Here is a 26,084-nt window from a genome sequence, read left to right as displayed (position 1 = left end):
GAAGGGTTGGCTCTTCCGTCGCTCAAGATACAGGAATAGGGTTCGCGTCATGCGTACCAGAACATCACGCGTCTTTGAGGCAGCACATTTCTATTGCGCTGGATCGGGTGTGGATCCGTCGCCACTTTGAAGGAAGGATTAGCTCAAATGTCATCGGCTGCAACGACGCAAGATCGGCCGGCCTTTTTCGACATCAGCGCCCGAGTAGCGGAGCACGGAAGGCTGCGACCAAGCGGCGAGGCGGTTGTTTTCGAGGGCCAAAGGATCAACTGGCGCACGCTGAACGCTCGAGCAAATCGGCTTGCGAATCTGCTCTTGTCGCGAGGCCTTGAGCCGAACAAGGACAAGGTTGCCATCCTTGCCTCACCTAGCGCAGCCTATGTTGAGATCTTTCTGGGCGTGCTGCGCGCGGGCTGCTGCTTAGTGCCCTTGTCGCCTATGGCTTCCACAGATCAGCTCATCAACATGATTCGCGATGCCGGCGCAAAAGCATTGTTCATCTCAAGCGATTATCGGAGTCTCGCCGGAGTATTCCCCAACGACCTTGCACCGATGGCATTGGGTAAGGCCGTTGCTATTGATTTTGCGGCCACAGATTGGGCGTCCTACGAAGAACTGATGAACAAGGCCTCCGACAAGCCCGTAGACGTGCCTATTACGCCAGAGATGGATTTTAACATCATTTACTCGTCAGGCACCACGAGTGAGCCGAAGGGGATCGTTCATGACCATGCCGCGCGAACGGCAAACCTCGATCTTATGGCTTCTCTCGGCTACGGCCACGGTTGTCGTACCCTGTTGGCAACCCCGTTGTACTCCAATTTGACCATTGCCGCCTTTCTTCCCACAATGGGCCTTGGCGGGACGATCGTGCTTATGCGCAAGTTTGATACGGTGGCCTACCTCGACTTGGCCGAAAGCGAGCACATCACCCACACCATGCTGGTACCTGTCCAGTATGAGCGGTTGCTAGCGGATACTAGTTTTTCTGGGCGGGACCTTTCCTCCTTCCAACTCAAGAGTTGCACGTCAGCCCCGCTTCGCACCACGATTAAGCGCGAGATCGTAGAGCGTTGGCCGGGAAAGCTGCTTGAAATCTACGGCATGACAGAGGGCGGTGGCCTTTGCATGCTCGATGCCACGGCCAATAGAGATAAGCTCGACACGGTCGGAAAGCCTGCTTTCGGTGCGGAATATAGAATTCTCGATGATGACGGGAATGAGTTGCCGCAGCGCCAGATCGGAGAGATCGCCTGCCGAGGACGCGTCATGATGAAGGGGTATCATAACCGTCCGGCCGCCACGGCGGCCATTATTTGGCGCGATGCGACCGGCAAAGAGTTCTTTAAGACTGGAGACATGGGCTATTTTGACAGTGATGGCTTTTTGCATCTTTCTGATCGTAAGAAAGACATGGTCATCTCAGGTGGTTTCAATATCTACGCCACTGATCTCGAGGAAGTGTTACTATCGCACCCCGACGTAATTGACGCTGCGGTCGTCGCCGTGCCAAGCGCGGAGTGGGGAGAGACTCCCTTTGGTTTTGTTGTCCTCCGAGCCGGGGCTACACCTTCGCGGGATGAGTTGAAGGGCTGGGCGAATTCTCGCTTGGGGAAGGCACAACGCATCTTTGGTATCGATATCCTTGAAAGTTTGCCTCGCAGCGCCATTGGGAAGGTACTGAAGCGCGAACTGCGAGACGCTTACCGCCGTGCGCCCACCTAGTAGTGCGGCGGAGTGATCACCCAGACTACTTTTGTAGGAGCCTTACCCGGATTGCCGCAACGGTGAACATTGGTGCTGCTGAATGAGAAGCTGTCGCCTTCCTCCAGACGGAAGAATTGATTGTTGACCCAGAGATCGAGCGTTCCGGATATAACAATGCCAGCCTCACTGCCGTCGTGGCTGTAATCACCGCTATCAGCGCCCGGCTCGATTGTACTCATCAGCAGCTCGAGCGGGCCGCTGAGGTTCGGCGACAAGAGTTCTTCGATGATGCCAAGTCCGGTGAACGTCAGCCGGCGCCGGTGGGCTTTCCTAACAATCAGATCCCGTTCTTCGGGGGCGCTGTGTGCGTTGCCCTGGAAGAACCAGTTCATGTGGACGCCCAAGACGTCGCTCAGCTTCTTGAGGACACCGATGGGCAGTTTCGACTGATTGCGCTCGATCTGGCTGAGATAGCCAACCGAAATATCGGCTTTCCTGGCGACCTCCTGGAGCGTGAGGTTCTTAAGCTTCCGAAGATCGCGAAGCTGTCCGCCGATCGCTGCTTCCGGATCGATTTGATCAGGGTGAGGCGGCTTTGCGGTCCATTCGTCAGATGACCGCAACGATCTTACAGCCATGACGTCTCGTCCCGAGATTCACTGATGTGAATATTTTGGCTCATTTTCCACATTCGTAAAATCAGTTCCATAAGTGAATTTCCGTCTGTTTTCGACTCAATCCTGAGGATTTTCAAGAAAAATGCATGTCTGGTGACCCTTCTGCCCAGGGTTTCATCGCGAACTGCCGTGAAAATTTACTTCACAAATGTGAAAAATAATGGTGGAATTTCACAAAAGGCGACCGACGTCGTCCTGAAAGTGGGAGCGAACACGTGGCGGAAATGCCGAAACAGGCCCAGGTCGTCATCGTTGGCGGCGGCATCGTGGGATGCAGCGTAGCGTATCACTTGACGCTCAGGGGATGGACCGACGTTGTAGTGCTTGAGCGCAAACAACTGACTTCGGGCACAACTTGGCATGCTGCAGGACTGGTCGGCCAGCTTCGACCGACGTACAACTTGACGCGCCTCGCGCAATATACCGCCGAACTCTATAGTGCATTGGAGCAGGAATCTGGACAAGCCACGGGCTTTCGCCAGATTGGCTCGCTGGCGCTGGCGTCCAACGCGGGACGTTTTGAGGAATTGAAGCGCGGCGCCTCCATGGCGCGATGCTTCGGCCTTGAGGCCGATATCCTGACGCCTCGGCAGGCGAGCGAGCTATGGCCATTAATGGTCGCCGACGATCTCGTCGGCGCAGTGTACTTGCCGAAAGACGGCCAAACCAACCCCATCGACACGACACAAGCTCTCGCAAAAGCGGCCAAACGGCGGGGCGCGCGCATTTTCGAGAACGTCAAGGTCACCGATATCATCATCGACAATGCGCGGGCTAAGGGGGTGCGAACATCGGACGGCGAGATCACGGCCGAATACGTCGTTAATTGCGCCGGCATGTGGGCTCGTCAGCTGGCCGCGTCCGTTGGCGCGACCGTGCCGCTGCATGCGGCGGAGCATTTTTATATCGTGACCGAAGGCGTTCCCGATCTGCCGAAACATTCGCCGGTACTCCGCGACGCCGATGCGTGTACTTACTTCAAAGAAGATGCGGGCAAATTGCTCGTGGGCTGGTTCGAGCCGGTGGCGAAGCCTTGGGGAATGAGCGGAATTCCCGAATCGTTTTCATTCGACACGCTTCCTGACGATTTCGAGCATATTGAGCCGCTACTGGAAGCGGCGATCCGCCGTGTCCCGGCGCTCGCCAGAACTGGCATCCAGCTTTTCTTCAATGGACCGGAGAGCTTCACGCCCGATGACCGTTATTTGCTGGGCGAGACCCCCGAAGTACGGAATCATTTCGTTGCAGCTGGCTTCAATTCGATCGGCATCAGCTCTGCTGGAGGCGCTGGGAAGGTGCTCGCAGACTGGATCATCGATGGTCACCCTCCAATGGATCTATGGGACGTCGATATCCGACGAATGATGCCGTTCCAGCGCAACCACCGCTATTTGAAGGACCGCACGGTCGAGGCACTTGGACTACTCTATGCGATGCATTGGCCATACCGTCAGCCAGAGACAGCCCGCGGTGTCCGTCGCTCCGTGCTGCATGACCGTCTGCTCGCGCAAGGAGCTTGCTTCGGCGAACTCGCGGGATGGGAACGGCCAAATTGGTATGCTCCCACGAGTACCGAAGCTCGCTACGAATATAGCTACGGTCGCCAAAACTGGTTCGAATTTTCTGCCGACGAGCACAAGGCAGTGCGTCAATCCGCTGGGCTATTCGATCAGTCGTCATTCGGGAAATATATCCTGGAAGGTGCAGACGCCGAAACCGTTCTCAACCAGGTTTGCGCCAACAACGTCTCGGTGCCGGTTGGCCAGATCGTTTACACGCAATGGCTAAACCATCGCGGTGGCATCGAGGCTGATCTGACGATTACACGTGTCGGTGAAACGCAATTTCTGATCGTCACGGCTGCCGCTACTCAAACCCGTGATCTGGCTTGGCTCCAGCGGCATATTCCGGACGGCGCGCGTGCAGTCGCGGTCGACGTCACTTCTGGCTATGCTGTGCTCGGCTTGATGGGGCCACGGTCGAGAGATGTACTATCCCGCCTCACCGACGCGGACCTCTCCAACGAGGCCTTTCCATTCGCTACTTCGCAACTCATCGACATCGGCTATGCGCGGGCGCGTGCCAGTCGCATCACCTATGTAGGCGAACTGGGATGGGAGCTCTATATCCCAACAGAATTCGCGCAGGGTGTCTTCGACACAGTGAAGGAGGAGGGTGCGGCCGTCGGGATGCGGCTCGCCGGATATCACGCGATGAATTCCCTCCGAATGGAGAAGGGCTATCGCCATTGGGGCCACGACATCACGGACGAGGACACGCCGCTGGAAGCCGGATTGGGTTTCGCGGTTTCCTGGTCGAAGGCGGGTGGTTTCGTCGGGCGAGATGCACTTCAACGCCAGAAGGATGAAGGGTTGAAGCGTCGACTTGTTCAAATTGCCCTGAGCCACTCCGACAAGCTTATCTACCACAACGAGCCTATCTGGCGGGACGGCGTGTTAATCGGCCGCGTCACCTCGGGCACGTTCGGGCATACCATCGGCAAGCCCCTCGGCATGGGTTACGTCGAAAACCGCGGGGCAAACGTTGATGCGGCGTTCGTTAACGGTGGCGGCTACGAGATCGAAGTTGCCGGAGAGCGGGTACCGGCGGAGGTCTCGCTGCGTCCCTTCTACGATCCGGGCAACAGGCGGGTTAAGGAGCTGAGCGAAGAGCCAGCCCCTGCGCTAGCCGCAGCTTCGTAGGGGCCATCCATGCCGATCCTATCCGCGCGTTACATTATTCCAAGGCTCCGAGCGGCACCATGACACTGAACGAAGCGATAGGAGAACCTCACGTGTCGCCGAATGGCCCGCCGCCGTTTGCCGACCATCGTCTGGAAGCTATTGGCATCGATCGATCCACTAAGCTTTCGCGCGCATCCGGGACGAAACCCGATTTCGTCCTGACGTTCTCATGCAGCGATCGGATCGGTATCGTCCATGCTGTATCGGGCTTTCTGGTCGAATACGGGTGCAACATTTTGGACAGCGCCCAGTTCTCGGATCGATCCACCGGGACATTCTTCATGAGAGTCTCGGTGTCGGCGCAAGAAACGGTTGCGCTGTCGGACCTCCAATCTGATTTTGCCGGGGTCGCTGCCACTTACGGCATGGCGTGGCAACTGCACGACTGCAAAATGAAGCCCCGTCTCCTGATCATGGTGTCGCGGTTTGGTCACTGCATAAACGACCTGCTGTTTCGTTACGCCAGCGGCGCACTCAACGTGGAAATCCCGGCCATCGTATCGAACCATCGCGATTTCTATCGCATGGCTGCTTCACACGACATCCCGTTCCATCATCTTCCGATCACGCCCGACACGAAGTCTGTTCAGGAGGCCAGACTCCTCGAGCTGATCGAGCAAGAGCGCATCGATCTCGTAGTCCTGGCGCGATATATGCAGGTTCTCTCCAACGATCTCTGCAGAACGCTTGAGGGGCGAGTGATTAACATCCATCACTCGTTCCTGCCGAGCTTCAAGGGTGCAAAGCCCTACCACCAGGCCCACACGCGCGGCGTGAAGTTGATCGGCGCAACCGCGCATTACGTGACAGCAGACCTCGACGAAGGCCCGATTATCGAGCAGGACGTTGCCCGTGTGGATCACGCGCTTGAGCCGGACGAACTCGCCGCGATCGGCCGCGATGTGGAAGCCGTCGTCCTGGCGCGGGCCGTCCAGTTTCATGTGGAGCGAAAGGTGCTCCTTAACGGCAATCGTACCCTTGTGTTCCGGTGAGCATGAACATGACCCCGAACATTGAGGGCGGGCAGGTAACTAACGGACCATCGCCGACGACTTCCGCCATCGACCGCAAAGCCGCTGCGGAGGGGGTGCGTCGCAATGTCCGTTCTGCCGTTGCCAATCAAGAAGGGATCCGGCCGGATCTCGCCGTCGTCCTCGCTGGAAAAGCTCTTTCGAGCAGCAATCAGGTGCCCAAAACACCCGGGCACAATGCGAGAGCGTCTGTTGGCGGAAATACGCGAGCGGCTCACGAAACGCGATCTGACGAAGTGCCCGTAAGAGGCACGGGAAAGAACGCGGGCATTGGCATTGCAACTCCAAATCCGGCTGGCGCAAAGGAGGAAAAATGACCGCCACTTTTTCCAGGCGAACTCTCTTAAAACGGACTGCTGGACTGGCAAGTCTCGCCGCTGCGCCCACTCTTGCGGTTCCGGCAATCGCTGCCGCGCCCTCCAAGATTACCAGCTTTCGCTCTACGTCGAAATCCTGGCTATGGGCGCCGGAAGATTTCGCGATCGCCAAAGGCTTTTTCCGCGATGAGAATCTTGAGGTCGCGGTTGTGGCAACCGAGCGAGCACCAAACATCGACGCGCTCCTCAGCCGATCTGCCGACATCGTACTGACACCGCCCGACCAGGCAATGCGTGTGCAGATGAAGGGGCAGCCGGTGCGACTAATCGCCGGCATGGTAAATAAGTATGCCAGCCACATCGTTGTACGAAAATCGGTTCTTGCGGAAAGGAAGGTGACGTTAGACTCGCCCGTAGCGGACCGTGTTGCTGCCCTTAAGGGGCTGAAACTGGCGACAACAGGGGCGGGCGGTGCGCCCGATTCGCTTTTTCGATATTTGTTCGCTGAAAATGGCATCAATCCGGAGACCGATGTTCAGCTGGTTCCTGTAAGAGGTGGCGGGGCCGCGATGCTCGCCGCACTCAAGCAGGGATCGATCGACGGCTTCGGCTTATCCTCTCCGACGTCCGATCTGGCGGTACGGGATTTCGGTGCAGCGTATCTCCTCGATATGTCGACACGACCGCCCCCCTTCTTCGAAGACTTCCTCTACATTGCAGTTGCGACAACAGATCGCATCATCAAGGAGCGGGCGGCCGATTTGAATGCCTACTATCGAGGCCTTGCGCGAGCGCTGAAGACGATCGGCGACCATCCGCAAGTCTACTCCGAATGGGCCGCCGGCTTCTTCTCTGACCTCGACACCAATCTGTTCAAGCAGGCGTTCGCCAATAATTCAAAAATCTATATGTCCGACCCACGGCCGACCGAAGTGCAATTCCGGCGCACTGTGGAATTCATGAATCGCCAGACGATGTCGGGCGTTGACGATCGCATCCCATCGACCTTCGCGTTCAGGGACTGGGCGGACCAGCAATTCGCAGACGCCCATGCGAAGCGAGTCGTCAGATGACAGCGACAATCAAAATCCAGGGTGTGTCGAAAACGTTCGCCACACGAAGCACTATCCGCGAGGTGCTAAGACCGGTTAGTTTAGAAATCGAAGACGGTGAATTCGTCGCTTTCGTGGGACCAAGCGGATGCGGAAAATCAACGCTCTTGAATATGGTCGCCGGTCTGATTCCCACTTCGTCGGGGGAGATCCTGTATTGCGACAAACCCGTCAAAGGCGCCAATACCAATGTCGGCTATATGACCCAAGCCGACAGCCTACTGCCGTGGCGTACGGCAGACGATAATATTCAGCTTCCACTCAAACTTCGCGGCGCTCCGGCGGAGGAGCGTCGTAAGCGCAGCGAAGAGCTGCTCAACGCGGTTGGTCTCGCCGGTTTCGGATCGTCCTTTCCAAACGAACTATCTGGCGGCATGCGAAAACGGGTCGCGCTGGCGCAAGTTCTCGCTTACGATCCCAAGACCATCCTGATGGACGAGCCGTTCGGGGCGCTTGACGCGCAGCTCAAGCTCGTAATGCAGAGCGAACTGGCCAAGCTTCACGATCGCTCCAAGAAGACGATCATTTTCGTGACCCATGATCTTGGCGAGGCGATCGCACTCGCCGATCGCATCGTCATTTTTGGCGCGAGGCCTGGCCGCGTGAAGGCAATAGAGCACATTGATATTCCCCGGCCGCGGGACGTGTTCAAGCTGCGTTTCGATCCTCGCTATCAGGTCATTTACGAGAAATTGTGGGAACTTCTTGCCCCAGAAATCGTGGAGGAGCGGTCATGATGAACGATGTCGTGGAGCCGGCTCAGCCAACCGTCAGCTTTTCGGGTGAATTCAAGTTTCGGGCTCGCATCTTGATTCTGCAATTCGCCGTTGGGATCGGCCTTCTTGCGACCTGGCAGTTTGTCTCGGGTCGATTCATCGATCCATTTTTCATCTCCTCGCCAGTCCAGGTATGGGCTCGCCTCGTTTCATGGGCAGCCAGCGGGATGCTCTCCATTCATCTCGGTTATACGTTGTCCGCGACGGCGATCGGTTTTGTGGTAGGCGCGATTTGCGGATTTGCCTTTGGATTTGCGCTCGGGCGCAATGAGTTGGTTGCTGCCGTGCTCAATCCGTTTATTACCGCGCTCTATTGTTTGCCTAAGATCGCGCTCGCTCCCCTCATCATCATGTGGTTCGGCATCGGGATAGAATCCAAGATCGCGATGAGTGGCATCGTCGTATTCTTTCTGGTTTTTTTGAACACGTACTCGGGTGTGCGCGAAGTGAACCCTATCTTTCTGAATTCCCTGCGCATCATGGGTGGCAAAGAGGCGCAGCTCCTGCGTTATGTCGTTGTGCCTTCGGCCATGTCTTGGGTTTTGGCGGGTTTGAAGGTTTCCGTTCCATATGCGCTCATCGGAACGGTGGTCGGTGAACTCATGTCCTCCAACCGTGGTATCGGCTTCCTTATCGCGCAAGCTTCCGGAATGTTCGACACTCCGGGTGTCTTCGCAGGACTTGTTCTGCTTGCCTCGATCGGAGTGATAGTCAACTCCGGGCTTAATGTGTTCGAATCCTACGCGTTGCGCTGGAAACGCTAATCGATGCGGTGAGTCAGCCTATCACACAGCGCAACCGTCGGTTCAGTGTCGGGCATCCCAAAACGTCAAACGAGAGGGCCTTTATGTCAGGAGATGCTGCTTCGGGCGACGCCATACCGGCTTCGCTTAACCAGGACGAAAGCCCATATAAAGCGTGGCGTCCCGTCATTGCTGCCCGGACCCATGCAGTCTCGACCGGGCACTATTTGGCGACCCAGGCTGCATTTCAGATTCTTGAAGCTGGCGGAAATGCGATCGATGCCGGAGTGGCGGCAGGGCTCATCCTGGGGGTGGTGCATAGCGACCAGGTGAATATCGCCGGCGTCGCTCCGATGATCGTCTGGATTGCCGAGCGCAACGAGCTCGTCACGATCGACGGCGTCGGCGTGTGGCCGGCGGCCGCATCCTGTGAGCTGTTTCAGCGTGATCATGATGGAGCTGTCCCGGAGGGACTGCTGCGTACGGTCGTCCCAGCGGCGCCTGCTGCTTACATCGAGGCGCTAACTCGCTACGGAACGATGTCCTTCAAGGACATCGCGGGCTATGCGGCGCGCTTCGCGCGTGACGGCTTCATTATGTACCCGTTTCTCGCCGAGCAGTTGCAGCTGGTGGCGCGCAAGAATGCTCGATGGCCTTCCAACAGCGCAATTTATCTGCCCGGCGGCCAGTCTCCCCGTGTAGGCGACTTGTTCGTCCAGGCGGATCTGGGCCGCAGCCTCCAGTACATGATCGACGAGGAGCAAGCCGCGTTGGCGAAGGGCTGCGATCGCCAAGGTGGACTTCAGGCCGCTCGGGATGCGTTCTATCGTGGCGACCTGATGCGGGCGATCACGCGATTTCACGCGGAGAACGGTGGCCTTTTGACCGAACGGGACATGGCGGATTACCGCGTCAAGCGCGCGCCCGCGCTGCGGGCGATGCTCGGCGATCTCGACGTCTATTCCTGCGGTTTCTGGAGCCAAGGTCCGGCGTTGCTCCAGACGATCAACGTCCTTTCTGGATTTGATTTGCAGTCGCTTGGGCACAATTCGGCGGCCTATGTGCATCATATAGCCGAGGCGCTGAAGTTGGTGTTCGCCGACCGAGAGAAATTCTTTGGCGACCCTGACGTGATCGATGTGCCGCAGGAGCTCTTGTTGTCGTCTACCTATGCCGACGAACGGCGGCGGCTTATCCGATCGGACCAAGCGTGGCCTCAAATGCCGCCCGCGTTTGGTGGGACGACGGCTGCCAAGACTACGTCCGCTACGGTGTCACATGACGGCCCCTTCGACACATCCTATGTTGCTATCGTTGATGGCAAGGGCAATGCCATATCGATCAATCCAAGTGACGTCTGCAGCGATACCATCGTTATCCCAGGCACCGGACTTGCACCGTCATCACGAGGCTCCCAATCTTGGGTCGATCCGCAACATCCCTCGTCGGTCGCTCCGGGCAAGCGGCCCCGTCTGACGCCGAATCCTGTCATGGCGATGCGACGCGGACACGTGACGATGCCGATCGGGAGCCCGGGCGGTGATAGTCAGGTTCAGGCGGTGCTCCAGGTTCTTCTGAACATGACGCTGTTCGGTATGGATCCTCAAACCGCCATCGAGCAGCCCCGTTTTATTACCTATAGCCATCCGGACTCGTTTGCGCCGCATCCAAGTTTCCCAGGATTACTTTGCCTGGAAGGCCGCTTCCCTTCGTCCGTGGCCGCATCGCTCTCCGGACTGGGGCACAAGATCAATATGTGGCCAGATCGCTTATGGCGGGCGGGGGGTGTTTGTCTCGTGAGGGCCGACCATGATCGTGGCGTGATGGAAGCGGGAGCCGACCCTCGCCGGGCGGCAGCTTACGCGCTTGGCTGGTGATCGCAATGAAGGCCGATGCCACTCGTCAATCCTTCAAGCCGCTTTGGCGCAGCGGCAATCCGCAATTCGGGATATTTGCGCGGCTGACCGCTCCCGAGGTCTACGAGACTTTCACGCTGACATCGCTCGATGTAGTTATAATAGACGTTGAACACGGATCATTCGACCGGCAGAGTTTGAGCCGCTGCATGTTTGCGGCGCTTGCAGGGAGGCTTACGGTCCTGGTTCGCGTGCCTGATTGTAGTCTTCCGGCAATTCAGCACGCTATCAACGTTGGAGCGGACGGCATCATCGTTCCCCATGTCTCCTCTGCCCGAGAGATGGAAACGGTCGCACAATTCATTCGGAGGACGGCAGTCGAACGAGCGCATGCCGGGGCAGGTCGTGCGTCGCGGCAGAGACAGACGCCATGGCCGGATTTCCAGCGCGCGCTGTCGGACAGGCTCATGTTGATAGCCCAGATTGACGAGCCTGCAGGAATAGCTGCCGCGCCGGAGATCATCGCGACAAAGGGCGTCGATGGGGTGTTCCTTGGCCGGATAGGTCTCACGCTTGCGATGGAGGCGGACAATAAATCGAGCGAGGTCGTTGATGCTGCCCTCGAGAACATCTGCCGGCTTTGCATTGCGGGGAATTTGTCCGTTGGGCTTTCGCTCCCCGACGTGCGTGCTGCCGCTTCCTGGCACGCAAAGGGGGTTAACCTCTTCATCGTTGACAGCGACTACGCCATCCTGCGAGCAGGAATCGAGACGCGGATGTCAGATTTCAGAGCGGCGCTGCCGATCGACGCCAAACCGCAGTGCTGACATCGCGTAAATGTCTAGGAACCGATATTGGGTATCATGGAAGCGAGTACGTGAATGGCTAAAGGCGCCTTAGCACTTCTGATCGAGAGTGGGACGGACAATTGGTCTTCCGATCGATGGAAAGAGCGGTTCAGGCTAGCCTGCCCGGGCCGAGATATCGTCTTGAACCCCGCGGATGATATCGCATCCGAGGACGTCCATTACGCTGCCGTTTGGCAACCTGTGCCTGGCGCGCTTGCGAGGTTTCCAAAGTTGCGGGTAATTTTCAATCTCGGTGCGGGAGTTGATTCTCTGCTCGCCGACTCCGATCTGCCCCATGTCCCACTGGTTCGCGTTGTTCTGGGTGACCTAACACAACGTATGACCGAGTACATCGTTCTGCATGTACTTATGCATCACCGTCAGCAACTGTACCTGCAGCAGTGTCAGCGCGACAAGCGATGGGAGCCCAGATCCCAATGGGCGGCTAAGGCGATCAGGATTGGGATCATGGGCATGGGCCATCTTGGCCGAGATGCGGCCGAGGTACTTACCCGCATTGGCTTCAGGGTTGCCGGTTGGAATTCGAGTCCAAAACTCATTCCCGGTATCGAATGCTTCTCCGGCCACGCCGATCTCATGCCATTCTTAGCTCGCACCGATATCCTCGTATGTCTACTGCCATTGACAGCAGACACCAAGGCGATCTTGAACCGTAAGCTCTTCTCGTCTCTCGCACGCAACGGTCCGCTCGGCGCGCCTGTATTGATCAACGCCGGCCGCGGAGGGTTGCAGGTTGAGGCGGATATCCTCGGTTGTCTGGCCGACGGTACGCTCGGTGCGGCAACACTTGATGTCTACGAGCGAGAGCCCCTTCCCAAGTCGAGCCCGTTCTGGTCGCACCCGAATTTACTGGTTACGCCACACAATGCCGCTGATGCCGATCCCGACGCGATTTCGGCTTATATTGCGGGCCAGATAATCAAGTTCGAGGCTGGTGGATTACTCGAGAATGCCGTCGACCGTGTTCGTGGCTACTGAGGCATACGCCACCAAGGAAGCGTGCTCGGATCAGCAACATCGGCCGTGCTAGTCCGAGGCTCAGTGAGCAAGTTCGTTCCCTAGGCGTGTCTCCCGGCTGGGGGCGGCCGACGGTAATCGGCCGGGGGCTTGCGGTGTCGACGGCTCGTCTGGCGCCGGCGACCCGGGTTCATTGCCCGGCCCTTCCGGACCGGACGACCCAAGCAAGTCAGTTCGGAGAAACGTCGGTCCGTCCGCGCATCCACACGCTAATACGGATAGCCGAATTAGCGCTACCTTGCTGCCCTCCATTGAGCAGGAATCTGGACCAGCTTCGGTTCCGGACTGAACCGCAGTCGCATAGATGCCGCGCAGCGGCACCGAAACCTTCAGCTTCTCGAGTTCGACCACCGCTTCGAGACCCTTAAGCTACGCTAGCCAGTAACATCCCTCGAGCATCGCCGAGGTACTTTGGATTCGTAGAGTCTCGTCCATCACATCACTTGTGGCGCTGGCCTCGCAAGGTCGACAATGGCGTCCGTCAAAGCGCTGTGCGAACAGCGAAGTTCATCGAGTATCGAGAAGTGGTCGGCTCCCGGAACCTCGATGAGGCTCGACGGCGCTCCGCCACGTCTTCGGGCCTGGCAGAATGCGATCGAGTTGGTCGCCACGAGCGGCAACTCGTGCGTACCTACGGCAAGCGTGAACGGCTTTTTGACTGGCGGTCGGCGCAGCGGAGACAAATTGGCGATCTCGGCGTCGGTCAATTGTAGCTTCTTGTTCAGAAATGTATCTCGCAACGGCGCGAGCTCGAAAATCCCTGATAGTGTCACCGCTGCGCTGACACTTGGGTGCGAAGCCGCAAGAGCCGCGAGCAGTCCACCAGCAGATGAGCCAACGACGATCCGCTGCGGACCAACATTGTAGCTTGATCCATTCGCAGCTAGCCAGTCCAGCGCGTGATCGATTTCATCAACAATTTCGGTCAGCGACGCTTCGGGCGCCAGAGTATAGCCGATCATGGCTACGGACCAGCCGTAGCTCGCCACGCCACTCCCGAATACCGAAAAGATGTCTTTTGAGTTGAGTTGCCAGTAACCTCCATGGATGTAGACCATGCAAGGGGCGGTTGCGTCTATGCCAGGAAAAACGTCAATCTTCGCGCGTGGGCGTGTGCCGTAAGGGAGGTTCATGGTCGACGCGAAGCGCTCTCGATACTCAATCGAGGCTTCGTTCCACTCATTGAGCCAGCCTTGCCATTCCGGGCAGGCCGCCTTGTTATTGTACGCAGCATCTATCAGATGTTGGGGAACACGATCAACGTCAAGCATCTCCGCTCGCTCCTGGCAAAACCTTCTCCACATATTGCGTGAGCGAAATGCAGGCCTTCGAGAACATCTCGGAGTGCATCTCGCTTGGCGTCGAAGGGTACATTCCGGAATGCGCCATAACGGCTCAACTCACCGATGGACTCGGATGGGTATCGCGCTGTTGATCGGTCATCAATCACGCTAGTTTCACCAGCACGTACTTTCTCCCGCGATCCTCGCGATGTTCGCGAGACCGTCGGTTAAAATGCCGTCTAAAGCATTGCTGGCTTCGTCCGCCCTGGCAGCGTCGTCAATATCGTAGGAGATGTCCCACCTGAGCACGCTCTCTCCCGGCTTGGCGCCAGCTTCTACAGAAAGCTTGCCGTGGTGATTGGATATCGGGAGCGGTGCCTCAACGATCGTGTAGTCATAGCTCCGGTCAGTTATGTCCGTCAGCCTTTCGCGGACTTTCCCACCCCCTTTCTTGAGGGTAAGTACCCGCCAGACGGCGCCGTCGGCCATTTCCCGGGTGCAATCAGAGAACGCTGGATGCCAGCGTGAAATCGAACAATACTCGCCCGCAACACGCCAGATGACATCCGGATCAGCCGTGGTCACGAGGCTCTTCTCAATTCGCACCTTCATCGCGCACCTCCGCTGAATAAGCGCAACCGAGATTTTCGATTCAAGCGCACAGTCATTGCCGCCAGACACTCCGTTTCTTGCGATTGCGTTTTTGTGCGTTGCCAACTGAACGATTGGGGAGGGGCATCCGGACGGCGCCGGCTCGCGAGCGATCTGGCGCTTCCGTTCTAATCTATTGCTGCGGCGAGCCGCATGAGATCGCACAATGCGATTCTAAGGCAAAAGATGGAGTGCACGTACTGTCGGCGTGTGCAACACAGGCGCACACCACGTCGTCGACGGAGTGACGCGGCCTTTGTGTGTGGCCTTTAGACACGCGACCTGCGCCAATCCGCTCCATGGAGACAAGGAATGATACTCGAACTGATCGTCGCCATCGCAATGATGCGGTCCTTAGCGTCCACTTTCGTGGTCATGCTGAGGAGCCGTTTCGATCGCAAGAACCGGAGTGCGCGCCGGAGCGTGTCGCAGTTCAAGTCTCGGCATGAGGGCGCGAAACTGACGCTAACGTAGGGACCCGCGGGCCATTGGGATTGGGAGATACGCATGGCTCAAGAGGCCACTATGAATGCGTTCCGCCGTGCCTTCACCGGCTACGAGAACAACGACCGGGCCCAGCTTCTGGCGCTAATGGATGATGTAGTGGTGTTCGAATTCCCGGATACCGTGCCATATGGCGGGCGATATGAGGGATTGGATGCCTATAAGGCGCTTTGGGCGCGCTTATACGCGACCTACTACAAAGCGTTCGACTATGATCTGAAACGGCTGATTGACGGCGGTGACCATGTCGTCGCCGAGGTGATCGCGCGAGCGGTGGCCAAGACGGGGCAGCAGCTCGACTACGAACAATGCCTGGTCTTCGCCCTGCGCGACGGCAGGATCGTCCACGGCAAGGTGCATGCCGATACCGAGCGGCTGTGTGCATTTCTCGCACGTTGCGAGCTGCTATAGGCTCGATCAGCCTGACTTCGGGGGCAGTCTAATCATCGCGTAACGTGCCTCGTGGGCGAGCAGCCAGCGCTTCCGTTCCAAGCCGCCGCTATAGCCCGTGAGCTTGCCGTTACCTCCGATCAGGCGATGGCAGGGCACGACCACGCAAAATGGATTGGCGCCATTGGCGTGGCCTACGGCGCGGGCCGCATCGGGTTTGCCGAGACGGGCGGCCAGCGCGGCGTAGGGCAGGGGAGCGCCTGGATCGACCGACCGTAACTCCCTCCACACCCGCTCCTGGAATGGCGAGCCACTTGCCTTGAGCGGGACTCCCGCGATGGCGTCTAGCTGCCCTGAAAAATAGGCCCGCAGGGCTGCCGGGATTGCCTGAGGGAGCGTCCCTTGGACGAGCGCAACGTGGGATACGCCGAGCTGACGACTGAGCGACTTCTGCAGTCGGCTCTCACAGTCTGCGAAGTCAGCGGCTCGCAATCTACCTTCTCCATCAGCAACGAGATGGAAAACGCCGAGTGGTGTTTCCATTGTCTCGATCGTGAGGGAGGGCATCACCGACTACTGCGCGTCGTGAAAGATGATGCCCACGGTATGACGGTGGCCGGAACGCACGCGGCTTACCCCGTGGCGGAGATTGACGCGATATGTGCCCTTCGAGCCCTGCACGGGCCGATGATGAACAGTAAAAGCAACGGCATCTCCCTGCGAGAGCGGCACCACTTCGGCCCGGCTCTGCATACGCGGGCGCTGCTCGGTGAGGACGAACTCGCCGCCGGTAAAGTCCTTTCCCGGCTTCGAGAGCAGGATCGCGACCTGGAGCGGAAAAGCCAGATCGCCATAGAGATCCTGATGAAGGCAGTTGAAATCTCCCGGCACGTATTGAAGCAGCAATGGTGTTGGCCGGACCTGGCCAGCATCATGGCAAAGCTTCAGGAAATCTGCATGCTTTTTGGGATAGCGCGTCTCGATATTCATGCGCTCATTCCAGCCATTGGCGATCGGCGCGAGCCGCGGATAAAGCGCTGTGCGCAAGCCGCCCAGCAGATCCGGCAGCGGATACTTGAAATAGCGGTATTCGCCTTTGCCGAAGCCATGCCGCGCCATATGGATGTGGCTACGGAAATGCTCTTCATGCGGATAGAGCGCCGAGATCTCCGCACACTCCTCTGGCGAGAGCAGCTTGGGCAGGATCGCCGCTCCATAACTATCGAGGTCGCTTGCAAGTGCACCCCAGTCGTATTCGCTAACGCGCTCTTCGGCCGATCTGGCTGCTGAGGCGGAAACCTTGGCAAGAGCGTTCATTGGCGTGCCTCCTTGTCGAGCAGAGCCTGTTTGCGGTCCACACCCCAGCGGTAACCGGACAAGGCTCCATCGTTCTTGATCACGCGATGGCAGGGAATTGCGACCGCGATGGTGTTTGCCGCGCAGGCTTGAGCCACCGCGCGCACCGCCTTCGGCGTGCCGATGCGTCGCGCGATATCTGCATAGCTCGCAGTGGTGCCGACGGGGATGTCGCGCAGCGCTTGCCAAACCTTCTTCTGGAAGCTCGTGCCCCGAATATCCAGAGGTAATCTCAGGCCAGTCGTCGGCGCTTCAATGAATTCGGCGACGTCAGCTACCAGCGTCTGCAAATCATCCTCATTTGCGACCAGCTCAGCCCCTGGGAAACGCTCGTGAAGATCGCACATTAACTCTCCGCGGCTGCCGCCGAATAGGATTGCGCAAATGCCGTTGTTACTACGTGCAACAAGAAAGGTCCCAAGGGACGTGGCACCGGTAGCGAAGTTCAGTGTTTCGCGCGGCCCGGCCGTGGAGGTGATCCGAGCGTCCGCCGTGATGGTCTCCCTGCCAATTGCAGGGGCCGGCAATGCAATGGTCATCGTTCTGAATCCTTTTCGTCGCATCGTAGGCTGAACCTAGTCGCTTGAACCCGACATCGCACTCCGGCTCTTGCTTTCGAATTCGTCAGACTGAAGATCCGCTGACGTTTGGCTAGGCCTCTTTGCCCGCACCGTGAGCGAGAAAGGCGGACATGCTCCGATTGACCATTTCACGCGGAACGACGTGGCCGTCATCGAACTCGCAATAATCCACGTTGTATCCAGCCGCGCGCATCCGCTGGCCAAGGCTGCGTCCGCAGGGTTCGATAGGTAGGATATCGTCGCGCAGACCGTGGCAGATGAAGATCTGCGGCTGCCCCTCTCGGCGCTTATGCATTGTAAAGCCTGGCGAAAACGCTAGAACGTGGCTGAATAGTTCTCCGTTCATGAGGCCCAACGACAGCGCATATGAGCCACCGTCAGAAAAGCCACTGATCGCAATCCGTTCCGGGTCCACCGGATAGCGGCTCATGGTCCAGCCTAGCATTTCGTCGATTGCGGTTACGTCCGGGCCGTAACCACCTCGTAGAATGTCCCAGCTCGTGTCTTTCGATTTCGGTGCGACGACGATCATTCCGGAGTTGCGGGCATGCGCTACGGTCATCTCAACGAGACCGCCATCGATGCCGCTGGCGCCATGCAGTACGACTGCAAGTGGTAGCCGCGTGGCGGGATTATCCAGCTCGGGCACAAACACCACGCCCTTCTGACCATCGCCGGCGGTTACGGCATGAAATCCGCCTTTATGGCGGCTCGGAAGCGTGATTTGTCCGGGGCGCGCGAGAAGCGCGCCGTTGCGATGCCCTTCAGTTGTTTTGTCCATGCTCAACATTCTTCTTGGCCGTCGATGTCGATCCGCCATCTTCACCGCTGGCGGATGACCTTGTCCTCGTCCTCGGCCCAGATGTGATGGGCGGCGTAAGCCCGCCAGGGACGCCATGTTTCGGCGCGGCGGGTGAGCTCGGCAACGCTCGGGCGTGTTCCGTCTTCCGTGGCGGTGCCCCGTAGCAGCCCAGCGTCGCCGGCGGGGAATCCGTCAGGCTCGCGACATGCGCGGATAGCGATATACTGCGCCGTCCAAGGACCGATGCCTTTGATGGCGCAGAGGCGCTCGATGGTTTCCTCCACGGTCGCGCTGCGTTCGAACAGCCGGGGATCAGTCAGAAACGCCTCAGAGACTGCCTGGAGCGTGCGAACGCGAGCGCCTGGCATGCCCATATTCGACATGTCGGCGGCCAGAACCTCTTGCGGTGTCGGAAAAAGTCGATGCGGCTTGGTAGCGGCCGGTTCACCGATCACCATTCCGGCCCGATCGACTAGCCTTGCGTTGAGACGGCGCGCAGCGACCAGTGAGACCTGTTGCCCGAGAACGGCACGTAGGGCGGTTTCGAAAGGATCCCAATGCCCGGGCACGCGGATGGCGGGTCGTATGGCGATTAGCCTGGCAAGGAACGGATCACGAGACAGATGCCCGCCGATGCAAGCCAGGTCGGCGTCGAGATCGAATGTGCGGCGAAGGCGCGATGTGACATCATCGGGCTTAAACGCTGCCCTCGAATAAATCGTCGCGACGAGCTCCATGCTCTCGGGTGCATGACGCACCTCGACCGTGCCATGCCGCTCCCCGAGACGAATTGTGCGGATATAGGCATCATCAGTCACACACTCGACGCCTTCTACCGCCCGGAAGCCGAAGAAGGCCAGCATCGCGGGCCAATCGAAAGGCGACTGATAGGAGAGCCTGATCGTACTTATGTCCTTAAGTGTCCGGCGGCTCTCTCTTTTGGCCTTGGCGGCAAAAGCTGTCGTGATGGTAGTCGCTTTGGGGGGCATTATTTGGCGTCGTGAAAAATGATACCGAGCGTGTCGCGATGTCCGGAACGAAGACGGCTCACGCCATGGCGAAGGTTGACCCTGTAACTGCCACGCGCGCTCTTCACGGGCCGGTGGTTAACCGCAAATGCCACGGCGTCGCCCTGCCTTAGGGGCACTACATGGGGCCGGGCCGGCCCTTTGGGATTGTGCTCGACTAGCAGGAACTCACCGCCCGTGAAATCTCGACCAGGCTCCGAGAGCAGAAAGACGACCTGCATCGGGAACATCAGCTCCCCGTAGAGATCCTGGTGCATGCAGCAATAATCGCCATCGTTATACGTAAGAAGCAGCGGCGTTGGGCGCTTCTGGCCTGCGTCATGGCATTTCTGCAGAAAGTCAGCATGATCGGCCGGATAGCGCGATGCGATCCGCATCCGTTCGTTCCAGGCGTTGGCAATCGGCGCCAGATGACGATAGAGCGCGGTCCTGAGCTCTGCGACCATATCCGGCAGCGGATATGAGAAATACTGATATTCCCCCTTGCCGAAGGCGTAGCGCGCCATGACCACCCGGCTCCTGAACCGTGCACTATCGGAATAGAGTGCAGCGAGATACCGACATTCGTCCACTGTCAGCAATTTTTCGGCCACCGCCACGCCATCCTCTGCCAACTCGGACGACACGCGCTTCCAATCAATTTGGGCCACTCGCTGCGCCGGAGTGATTGATATTTCTTGTTCCAAATCCAATACGCTCATCATCCTGACCATTCGATCGTTCCGGCGTCCCAGAACCCTTTGCGCCCGCCGGACAATTGAGAATCAGGAAGGATTAAACACTCCGTCTCTTGCTTTCAAAATCCCCCGCCACCGGCTACCGAAATTGAAAGCAAGAAACCGGACGTGAGAATTTTGCCTGTGGGTTAGGTTGTTTGTGGGATCTGACCCAAAATTTCCGCAAATCATGCCTCTTCAGAACCGTGTCACGCCATTCGGCGATATCGTTGCGATACCGCAGCGCGGACTTTTCACCGGCAATCGCGGTATCATTCATGATCCAGCGACCCGGACACTCTTGTCGAAAAGGTGGGCGACGAAGACTTGGCTGATCTGCAGCTGTGACTTCAAGAATATGCGCCGTACGCCCATGAGCAGTCGAAGCTGGACTGAGTTGTTTTTTCTTGACGAAGCAACGGCCCTTGCGGCGGGACATCGGCCTTGCTTTTTATGTCGCCGCGACGCAGCGGAAAGGTTTTGCATTGCGTGGACCGGGGGAAACAGTAGCGAGGTGCCGACTGCGACAACCCTGGATGAGGCATTGCACTGCGAGCGGCTTCAGGGAAGACGGAAGCGAATCCACGTCCTGACTCTAGCGTTTGGGCAATTGCCTACCGGAACCATGATCGCTGCAGGGGACACGGCATTCGTTATCGCGAATGGCCACGCCTTCCGCTGGACCCCTGACGGCTATCAAGTGTGCAATCGCCTTCCGTTCATTGACGGGCTTATCACGCCACCCTCCACGGTCAGGGCCTTGCAATCGGGGTATCAGCCTGTGCTGCATCCGACCATTGATTGTATTTGAAATAGGAGCATCCGCGGAAGATGAAGGACTTGTTTGACGAAATTGATGCTCATTCGGAACGCCAGCCGATCGGTGAGGGCGCGGTCCTGCTGCGCGGCTATGCCTTGCAATTGGATAAAGGTCTCCTCTCATCATTGCATGACATCGGTGCGGTCGCTCCGTTTCGTCATATGGTGACCCCTGGCGGTTTCGAGATGTCCGTCGCCATGACTAATTGCGGCCAGGCGGGATGGATAACGGATCGTGCTGGTTACCGCTACGACAGCCACGACCCGGTCAGTGGAAAGCTGTGGCCTCCTATGCCCGATGCGTTCCTGGATCTTGCAACGGGCGCGGCACGCGAGGCAGGCTATCCCGAGTTCAGCCCCGATGCCTGTCTAATCAATCGGTATGAGCCTGGAGCGCGCCTCTCGCTGCATCAGGACAAAAACGAGCGTGATTTCGCCAATCCGATCGTTTCGGTCTCCTTGGGATTGCCGGCCACATTCCAATTCGGTGGCCTCAAGCGAACTGATCCGGTTCGAAAATTCGCGCTGCGCCACGGCGATGTCGTGGTTTGGGGCGGGCCATCGCGCCTTTGCTATCACGGTGTTCCGACGCTGAAACATGGAAGCCATCCGCAACTAGGTAGCGTGCGTTTTAATCTGACGTTCCGAAAGGCACTTTGAACGCGTTCCCGTAGGTTGTTCCATGCGCGAGGCGTACGCGCGCGCGACAAAATCAAATTCATCGCAACAATCGGAGTGTGGCACGCCCTGCGTCTCACTAAGTTCCGTTTGCTTGATGACGAATGGCTTCGTCACGCGTCATTCAGGAACAACCTACGGAGATAGTCATGTCGAAAGAACAAGCCAACAAGGCAGTCGTTGAGCGTTGGTTCAAGGAATTCTGGGGTAACCCATGGAACCCGAAAGTGGTCGATGAACTCGGTACCCCCGATGTTCTCGTTCATTATCCGATGCATGGCCCGCGCAAGGGACGTGAGGTCGTCAAGAAGATGATGACTGAATTTCGTGAAGCGTTTCCCGATCTCAATTTCTGGGGCGTCGGCGAGTTGATCGCCGAAGGCGACTACGTGGTTGGTCGTTGGGATGGCGGCGGCACCCATACGGGCCCGGCGTTCAAGGACCTGCCGGTCGGGGCTCTGCCCGCGGCATCGGGCCGAAAAATGCGTTTCACCGGCACCACGGTGTTCCGCATCGTAGATGGCAAGATTGCCGAGGAGATTGGTGAGGAAGGTGCGTTCAACGCGCTGACCCAGCTCGAGCTCATCAAGGCCGCCTGATATCAGGTGCCAAAGCGTGTTGCCCGTCCCGAGGCGGGCAACATTCATTTAAGCGCTCGAAACGGATTGTGCGTCTGTCCATTCCCGATAGACGCACAATCCAAAATTAGCGAAAGGCGCTGTATCATAGGGCTGCTGCTGGCGCTACGTCGTGCGGGCGCGTCCACCCGAATGAGCGCGTGGATCTAGGCCGCGATAGGCCGAGGGGGGCGTCGACAGGACGGGGGCCGGCGGCCAGATCATCTCGAATTCGGAAGCAATAATCGGAGTGCAGGTATAGCAGCCCGAAATTACGTCGATCTTGGGCACAGAATGCAGACAAGAAAGAGTGTTAGGGATGGACCGGGTTCAATTCGAAAAAGGCCGAAAATTCGTTGCCACACCTGCGGGTCGCATTAGCTATGTAGAGCACGGGACCGGTCCCGTCGCATTATTCATTCACGGCGTTCTCGTTAACGCGTGGCTTTGGCGACACCAGCTCGCCGAGTTCGCGGGCGAGCGGCGTTGCATTGCCATCGATCTGATGGCACACGGCCTGACTGAGATCGCGTCGGATCAGGATGTTAGTTTTGATGCACAAGCTGAGATGCTTGCCCAGTTTCTCGATGCGCTAAAGATCGATCGCGTTGATCTCGTTGCCAATGACAGTGGCACCGGCGTCGCGCAAGTGTTTGCGGCACAAGAGCCGGAGCGCATCCGCTCGCTCACCCTCACCAATGGCGACGTGCACGACAATTGGCCACCGAAAGACTTCTCAGGCTTTCTCGATATGGTGGCCGCGGGAGGATTGCCCGCGACCCTTCGAAGGATGTTGGATGACAAAACTTTCTACCGCGGCCCCGAGGCGATGGCAGGAGCATATGAGCATCCCGAGGCCGTCACCGACGAAACGATCGAAATCTACATCCGCCCGCATTTGACCTCGCCGCAGCGCACGAAAGATATCGAACGGTTTATTCTCGGGTTCGACAACGCCCAGACCGTACGCGTTGAGGGTTTGCTGCGCGAGCTGCACGCGCCCACGCTTGTTGCCTGGGGGACGGGGGACGTATTCTTCAATGTACAATGGGCCTATTGGCTGAAAGGTACGCTTCCAGGTGCGGTGACTGTCGAAGAATTTCCGGGCGGCCGGATGTTCTTCCCCGAGGAACGTGCCAAAGAGCTCAATGCAAAGATCCGGGCACGCTGGAATACGGCGACCCATTAACGAATTGCTGTCGTTCATCCGGCTAAACCGCCGGCACATCAAGGAAAGCGAATTGTGGGTCGAGCCGATTCAATAACCTCGGAGGGCACGCCGGGGAGAGGTACCACCCTTACCCAAGGCCGCGCGGCCCGACGCCAGCGCCGGGCGAAGTGTGATCAGAATGAACGCGATAAAGCGCTGGTCATGCGGGCGGTTCGCACTCTTGTACACGAGGGGAAGGCGACTTGGCGCGAGCGCCCCAGTGGGGATATCGAATTGCGCCTGAGTGCCGGCCAGACCTATCTATTGGGCGAGCGGGAGGTGACCCGTATCTGTTAGCCCAAAGCGGGGAACCGCTCCCGGCCCGGTGGGCTGCGGATCTTCGATCGGTGGCTAGCCGTCAAACGAATGGCTTCATTTCGAGCGCAAGAAACGGAGAGACAAGTCGCCTGCGGAAAGAGCAACATCGACCCTAATGCGCCCGGTGGAGGTGCTGACATCTGGGAGGGGTCGCAATGGTTCGGATAAGCGCATTATTGATCCCAGTGGCTGTGTTTTTGACGTCAGGGAATTTGGCCGTCGCGGACTCGGCAGTGTTTCCCAGCGGCGCTTATTCAATTGTGTCTCGGTTGGAGTTGCCGCACGTGGAGCGCTGGGCGGTCGATCAGACATCGAACGTATGCCTCTCGGGGAGACTGGGTGAAGGCGACATACCGATCCCTGTGCTCAGCGCCAATAACCCGTTTAAAGAGTGCACTGCGGTCAATCTGGTAGCCAGTGGCGCTGCCATTGAATACGACATTATCTGCCCGGGCCGCGCGTCCGCGAAGGCTCACGCAACCTATCAGGTTGCGCAGGGCGAATTTAGTGGCCGCGTCGCAATGATCATGGGAGCAAAGAACATGACCATGACCGAGGTCGTGCGCGCCCGTCGGACCGGCGAGTGCGAGTCCCGAAGTGATACTCGAGCTGCAGCCGTGGTCCATTGAAAAAAGGCCATAGGCGGGTGGCCTCTCAACCGGCTTGGCCGGATAATCCGAATTCACTGCGACGTACTCACATGATAAACGGATAGTCCGAATTCCCGGCGACGGCCGACCTTGCGCGCTCGTCGACGGTGCAAGGCACTGGGTCTCCCTCGGAACGTTACCAGCCAGGATAGAGAGCGACAAGTTGCGCCCAATCGGCGAGCGCGCCAGCCGATCGCATATGACCGATCGCGTCAGCGGCGTGCCAAGTGCAGGGAACGCGCCGAAGCCAGCGGTTGTCCTTGCCGGCCCGGTAAAGCCAGATGATCGACGCAGCCAACATCTGGCGTTCGTCCGACATGGCGCGATAATCCGCACGCCACTGTTCCATGTCGATGGCAACCACCTCGTCATGGTGAAAGTCATAACCGGTCGGGCGAATGGCGTGATGGTGGGCACCGGGGCCGTCGTCGCTAAACAAGGTATCGAGGCCGTAGACCGTGATCACATTGCGCAGATGACGATCGAATAGTCGATTGAACTCGCTGAAGGGCGTAGGCAGCTTGATCTGAAACATGGCGGTGAGATGCTCGATGTCGGTGTCGTCCATGTCGAGACGCGACGCCACCAGCCTTGTCAGCCGATATGTTGGAAAGCGCCGCCTCGCCGCCTCCGGCGAGCGCGACGCGAGATCGATCAATGCCAGCGGCTCAATGAGATCCCCGCGTGGCTCGCTCGTATCCTCCTGTTGTTCTGGTAACGGAAACGCGCTGTTTTGCCTGCCGACGCAGTCATCGGCCCTCTGCCGATAGTTAGACAAGCTGGAACGCCTCTGAACGCTGCTCACGTGCCAGCAGCTCCCGCTTGCGCTTTGAGCCCCAGCGATAGCCCGACAGGGAGCCGTCTTTCTTCACGACACGATGACAGGGAATTAGAATTGCGATCGTGTTGGACGCGATCGCCTCGGTGACGTCGCGCGCGTCCCGCGTTCCCATATTTGCCGCGATTGCGCCGTAATTAGTGGTCGTTCCGGCAGGGATTTCTCGCAGGGCCGCCCAGACTTGTTTCTGATAGGCGGTACCCCGCATATCGAGGGGGATGCCGGGATCACGATCGGGATGATCGACTACCTCGGCAAGCCGGCTGACCGTCTCAACCAATCCGGCTTCATCGTGTTCGATCACAGCCTCGGGGAACTGCGCGCGCAGCGCATCGATGGCTTGCGTGCCACGGCTGTCGAATTCGAAGGCGACGAGCCCAACGTCAGAGGCGGCTGCGATAAAATCGCCGAGGGAGCTGTGGCCCCACGCGTAGCGAATACGCTCCGTCATTTTTCGGCTCCTTGCTATGATATTCTCGGGAGCTGGTCTACACCGCGGACCGTTTCCCGACGACCTACTTCTTGCGTTCAAATTCCGTGACGGAAGAGCACGGCGAGCCCACGCAGCGCCTCTGCGTGCAGTCATTGGCTCATGGAGGAAGCCGTGCAGGCCACTGACAATGCAATTGTGGAACAAATGCAATGGGGCGCTATCGGGGCGCGTTGCCGGGCGCATGGATCTGCGCACGTGGCTTGAATTGCGCCGCAAGATCCGGAGTTTGCGCATTGCGATGCCACGCTAGCGCTGATTTAGCTCGGAACGACTGGGCGTCATCCCCACTGCCTGAGACCTG

Annotated in this window: 26 protein-coding genes; 15 read left to right on the top strand and 11 right to left on the bottom strand. The window is 58.3% G+C overall.

What is annotated here, in order from left to right; all coding sequences use genetic code 11:
• Positions 1-147: 147 nt before the first annotated feature.
• The gene (locus JQ616_RS28360) at positions 148-1,725 is read left to right on the top strand and encodes a class I adenylate-forming enzyme family protein (RefSeq protein WP_212020333.1); all 1,578 of its coding nucleotides are present in this window, start codon (positions 148-150) and stop codon (positions 1,723-1,725) included.
• On the opposite strand, the gene JQ616_RS28355 is transcribed toward JQ616_RS28360, so the two are convergent.
• Entirely contained in the window at positions 1,722-2,345 is a 624-nt protein-coding gene (locus tag JQ616_RS28355; protein ID WP_212020331.1) for a helix-turn-helix domain-containing protein, read from the bottom strand. The two genes, JQ616_RS28360 and JQ616_RS28355, sit on opposite strands and share 4 nt — an antisense overlap.
• A gap of 263 nt (positions 2,346-2,608) precedes the next feature.
• Here JQ616_RS28355 and JQ616_RS28350 point away from each other — a divergent pair, with 263 nt between their 5' ends.
• The 9 genes from JQ616_RS28350 (at position 2,609) to JQ616_RS28310 (ending at position 12,810) form a co-directional block, all read left to right on the top strand.
• Positions 2,609-5,086 carry a GcvT family protein gene (locus tag JQ616_RS28350; protein ID WP_212020889.1) on the top strand — a complete coding sequence of 826 codons (2,478 nt, stop codon included), beginning with the start codon at positions 2,609-2,611 and terminating at the stop codon, positions 5,084-5,086.
• 59 nt (positions 5,087-5,145) lie between these two features.
• Positions 5,146-6,120 (top strand): formyltetrahydrofolate deformylase, encoded by a 975-nt coding sequence (gene purU, locus JQ616_RS28345; protein ID WP_212020329.1) that lies wholly within the window; start codon positions 5,146-5,148, stop codon positions 6,118-6,120.
• Positions 6,121-6,128: 8 nt separating this feature from the next.
• The gene (locus tag JQ616_RS28340; protein WP_212020327.1) at positions 6,129-6,476 is read left to right on the top strand and encodes a hypothetical protein; all 348 of its coding nucleotides are present in this window, start codon (positions 6,129-6,131) and stop codon (positions 6,474-6,476) included.
• Positions 6,473-7,549: an ABC transporter substrate-binding protein gene (locus JQ616_RS28335; RefSeq protein ID WP_212020325.1), complete on the top strand. Its 1,077-nt coding sequence runs from the start codon at positions 6,473-6,475 to the stop codon at positions 7,547-7,549. Before JQ616_RS28340 ends, JQ616_RS28335 begins: the two co-directional genes overlap by 4 nt.
• On the top strand, positions 7,546-8,325 hold the full coding sequence (locus tag JQ616_RS28330) for an ABC transporter ATP-binding protein (RefSeq protein ID WP_212020323.1): 780 nt from the start codon (positions 7,546-7,548) through the stop codon (positions 8,323-8,325). Before JQ616_RS28335 ends, JQ616_RS28330 begins: the two co-directional genes overlap by 4 nt.
• Positions 8,322-9,128, top strand: coding sequence for an ABC transporter permease (locus JQ616_RS28325; protein WP_212020320.1), 807 nt, complete (start codon positions 8,322-8,324; stop codon positions 9,126-9,128). The genes JQ616_RS28330 and JQ616_RS28325 overlap by 4 nt, the downstream gene beginning before the upstream one ends.
• An 83-nt stretch (positions 9,129-9,211) precedes the next feature.
• The gene (locus JQ616_RS28320; RefSeq protein ID WP_212020317.1) at positions 9,212-10,984 is read left to right on the top strand and encodes a gamma-glutamyltransferase family protein; all 1,773 of its coding nucleotides are present in this window, start codon (positions 9,212-9,214) and stop codon (positions 10,982-10,984) included.
• 5 nt (positions 10,985-10,989) lie between these two features.
• Complete coding sequence (locus tag JQ616_RS28315) at positions 10,990-11,790, top strand: HpcH/HpaI aldolase family protein (RefSeq protein ID WP_212020315.1); 801 nt, start codon at positions 10,990-10,992, stop codon at positions 11,788-11,790.
• Between the two features lie 54 nt (positions 11,791-11,844).
• Positions 11,845-12,810, top strand: coding sequence for a 2-hydroxyacid dehydrogenase (locus JQ616_RS28310; protein WP_212020312.1), 966 nt, complete (start codon positions 11,845-11,847; stop codon positions 12,808-12,810).
• A gap of 473 nt (positions 12,811-13,283) precedes the next feature.
• Here JQ616_RS28310 and JQ616_RS28305 read toward each other — a convergent pair whose 3' ends face one another.
• Both JQ616_RS28305 and JQ616_RS28300 read right to left on the bottom strand, forming a co-directional pair.
• Positions 13,284-14,120 (bottom strand): alpha/beta hydrolase, encoded by an 837-nt coding sequence (locus JQ616_RS28305; protein WP_212020310.1) that lies wholly within the window; start codon positions 14,118-14,120, stop codon positions 13,284-13,286.
• Positions 14,121-14,306: 186 nt separating this feature from the next.
• On the bottom strand, positions 14,307-14,744 hold the full coding sequence (locus tag JQ616_RS28300; RefSeq protein WP_212020307.1) for an SRPBCC family protein: 438 nt from the start codon (positions 14,742-14,744) through the stop codon (positions 14,307-14,309).
• Between the two features lie 546 nt (positions 14,745-15,290).
• Here JQ616_RS28300 and JQ616_RS28295 point away from each other — a divergent pair.
• Positions 15,291-15,698 carry a nuclear transport factor 2 family protein gene (locus JQ616_RS28295; RefSeq protein ID WP_212020305.1) on the top strand — a complete coding sequence of 136 codons (408 nt, stop codon included), beginning with the start codon at positions 15,291-15,293 and terminating at the stop codon, positions 15,696-15,698.
• Positions 15,699-15,704: 6 nt separating this feature from the next.
• Here JQ616_RS28295 and JQ616_RS28290 read toward each other — a convergent pair whose 3' ends face one another.
• From JQ616_RS28290 to JQ616_RS28265, 6 genes are all read right to left on the bottom strand, one after another.
• A complete protein-coding gene (locus JQ616_RS28290; RefSeq protein WP_249137370.1) occupies positions 15,705-16,220 on the bottom strand; it encodes a methylated-DNA--[protein]-cysteine S-methyltransferase in 516 nt (171 codons plus the stop codon).
• A 30-nt stretch (positions 16,221-16,250) separates the two neighbouring features.
• Complete coding sequence (locus JQ616_RS28285; protein WP_212020300.1) at positions 16,251-16,994, bottom strand: 2OG-Fe(II) oxygenase; 744 nt, start codon at positions 16,992-16,994, stop codon at positions 16,251-16,253.
• Entirely contained in the window at positions 16,991-17,572 is a 582-nt protein-coding gene (locus tag JQ616_RS28280) for a methylated-DNA--[protein]-cysteine S-methyltransferase (protein ID WP_349630050.1), read from the bottom strand. The genes JQ616_RS28285 and JQ616_RS28280 overlap by 4 nt, the downstream gene beginning before the upstream one ends.
• A gap of 112 nt (positions 17,573-17,684) precedes the next feature.
• The gene (locus JQ616_RS28275; RefSeq protein ID WP_212020296.1) at positions 17,685-18,395 is read right to left on the bottom strand and encodes an alpha/beta hydrolase; all 711 of its coding nucleotides are present in this window, start codon (positions 18,393-18,395) and stop codon (positions 17,685-17,687) included.
• Between the two features lie 41 nt (positions 18,396-18,436).
• Positions 18,437-19,405 carry a DNA-3-methyladenine glycosylase family protein gene (locus tag JQ616_RS28270; RefSeq protein ID WP_249137369.1) on the bottom strand — a complete coding sequence of 323 codons (969 nt, stop codon included), beginning with the start codon at positions 19,403-19,405 and terminating at the stop codon, positions 18,437-18,439.
• The gene (locus JQ616_RS28265) at positions 19,405-20,148 is read right to left on the bottom strand and encodes a 2OG-Fe(II) oxygenase (RefSeq protein WP_212020884.1); all 744 of its coding nucleotides are present in this window, start codon (positions 20,146-20,148) and stop codon (positions 19,405-19,407) included. Before JQ616_RS28265 ends, JQ616_RS28270 begins: the two co-directional genes overlap by 1 nt.
• Positions 20,149-20,991: 843 nt before the next feature.
• Here JQ616_RS28265 and alkB point away from each other — a divergent pair.
• From alkB to JQ616_RS28245, 4 genes are all read left to right on the top strand, one after another.
• Positions 20,992-21,639 carry a DNA oxidative demethylase AlkB gene (gene alkB / locus JQ616_RS28260; protein ID WP_212020294.1) on the top strand — a complete coding sequence of 216 codons (648 nt, stop codon included), beginning with the start codon at positions 20,992-20,994 and terminating at the stop codon, positions 21,637-21,639.
• Between the two features lie 167 nt (positions 21,640-21,806).
• On the top strand, positions 21,807-22,256 hold the full coding sequence (locus tag JQ616_RS28255) for an ester cyclase (protein WP_212020291.1): 450 nt from the start codon (positions 21,807-21,809) through the stop codon (positions 22,254-22,256).
• A 337-nt stretch (positions 22,257-22,593) separates the two neighbouring features.
• Positions 22,594-23,463, top strand: a complete 870-nt coding sequence (locus JQ616_RS28250; RefSeq protein WP_212020289.1) for an alpha/beta fold hydrolase — start codon at positions 22,594-22,596, stop codon at positions 23,461-23,463.
• A gap of 494 nt (positions 23,464-23,957) precedes the next feature.
• Positions 23,958-24,431, top strand: a complete 474-nt coding sequence (locus JQ616_RS28245) for a DUF3617 domain-containing protein (RefSeq protein WP_212020287.1) — start codon at positions 23,958-23,960, stop codon at positions 24,429-24,431.
• A 157-nt stretch (positions 24,432-24,588) separates the two neighbouring features.
• Here JQ616_RS28245 and JQ616_RS28240 read toward each other — a convergent pair whose 3' ends face one another.
• Both JQ616_RS28240 and JQ616_RS28235 read right to left on the bottom strand, forming a co-directional pair.
• The gene (locus JQ616_RS28240; protein WP_212020285.1) at positions 24,589-25,257 is read right to left on the bottom strand and encodes a hypothetical protein; all 669 of its coding nucleotides are present in this window, start codon (positions 25,255-25,257) and stop codon (positions 24,589-24,591) included.
• A complete protein-coding gene (locus tag JQ616_RS28235) occupies positions 25,223-25,741 on the bottom strand; it encodes a methylated-DNA--[protein]-cysteine S-methyltransferase (RefSeq protein WP_212020282.1) in 519 nt (172 codons plus the stop codon). The genes JQ616_RS28240 and JQ616_RS28235 overlap by 35 nt, the downstream gene beginning before the upstream one ends.
• Positions 25,742-26,084: the final 343 nt, after the last annotated feature.

The organism is Bradyrhizobium tropiciagri (genome assembly GCF_018130545.1).
GTDB lineage: Bacteria > Pseudomonadota > Alphaproteobacteria > Rhizobiales > Xanthobacteraceae > Bradyrhizobium > Bradyrhizobium tropiciagri_A.
The sequence above is the reverse complement of the archived record's forward strand: the minus strand, read 5'-3'. Positions and strand labels throughout refer to the sequence as shown.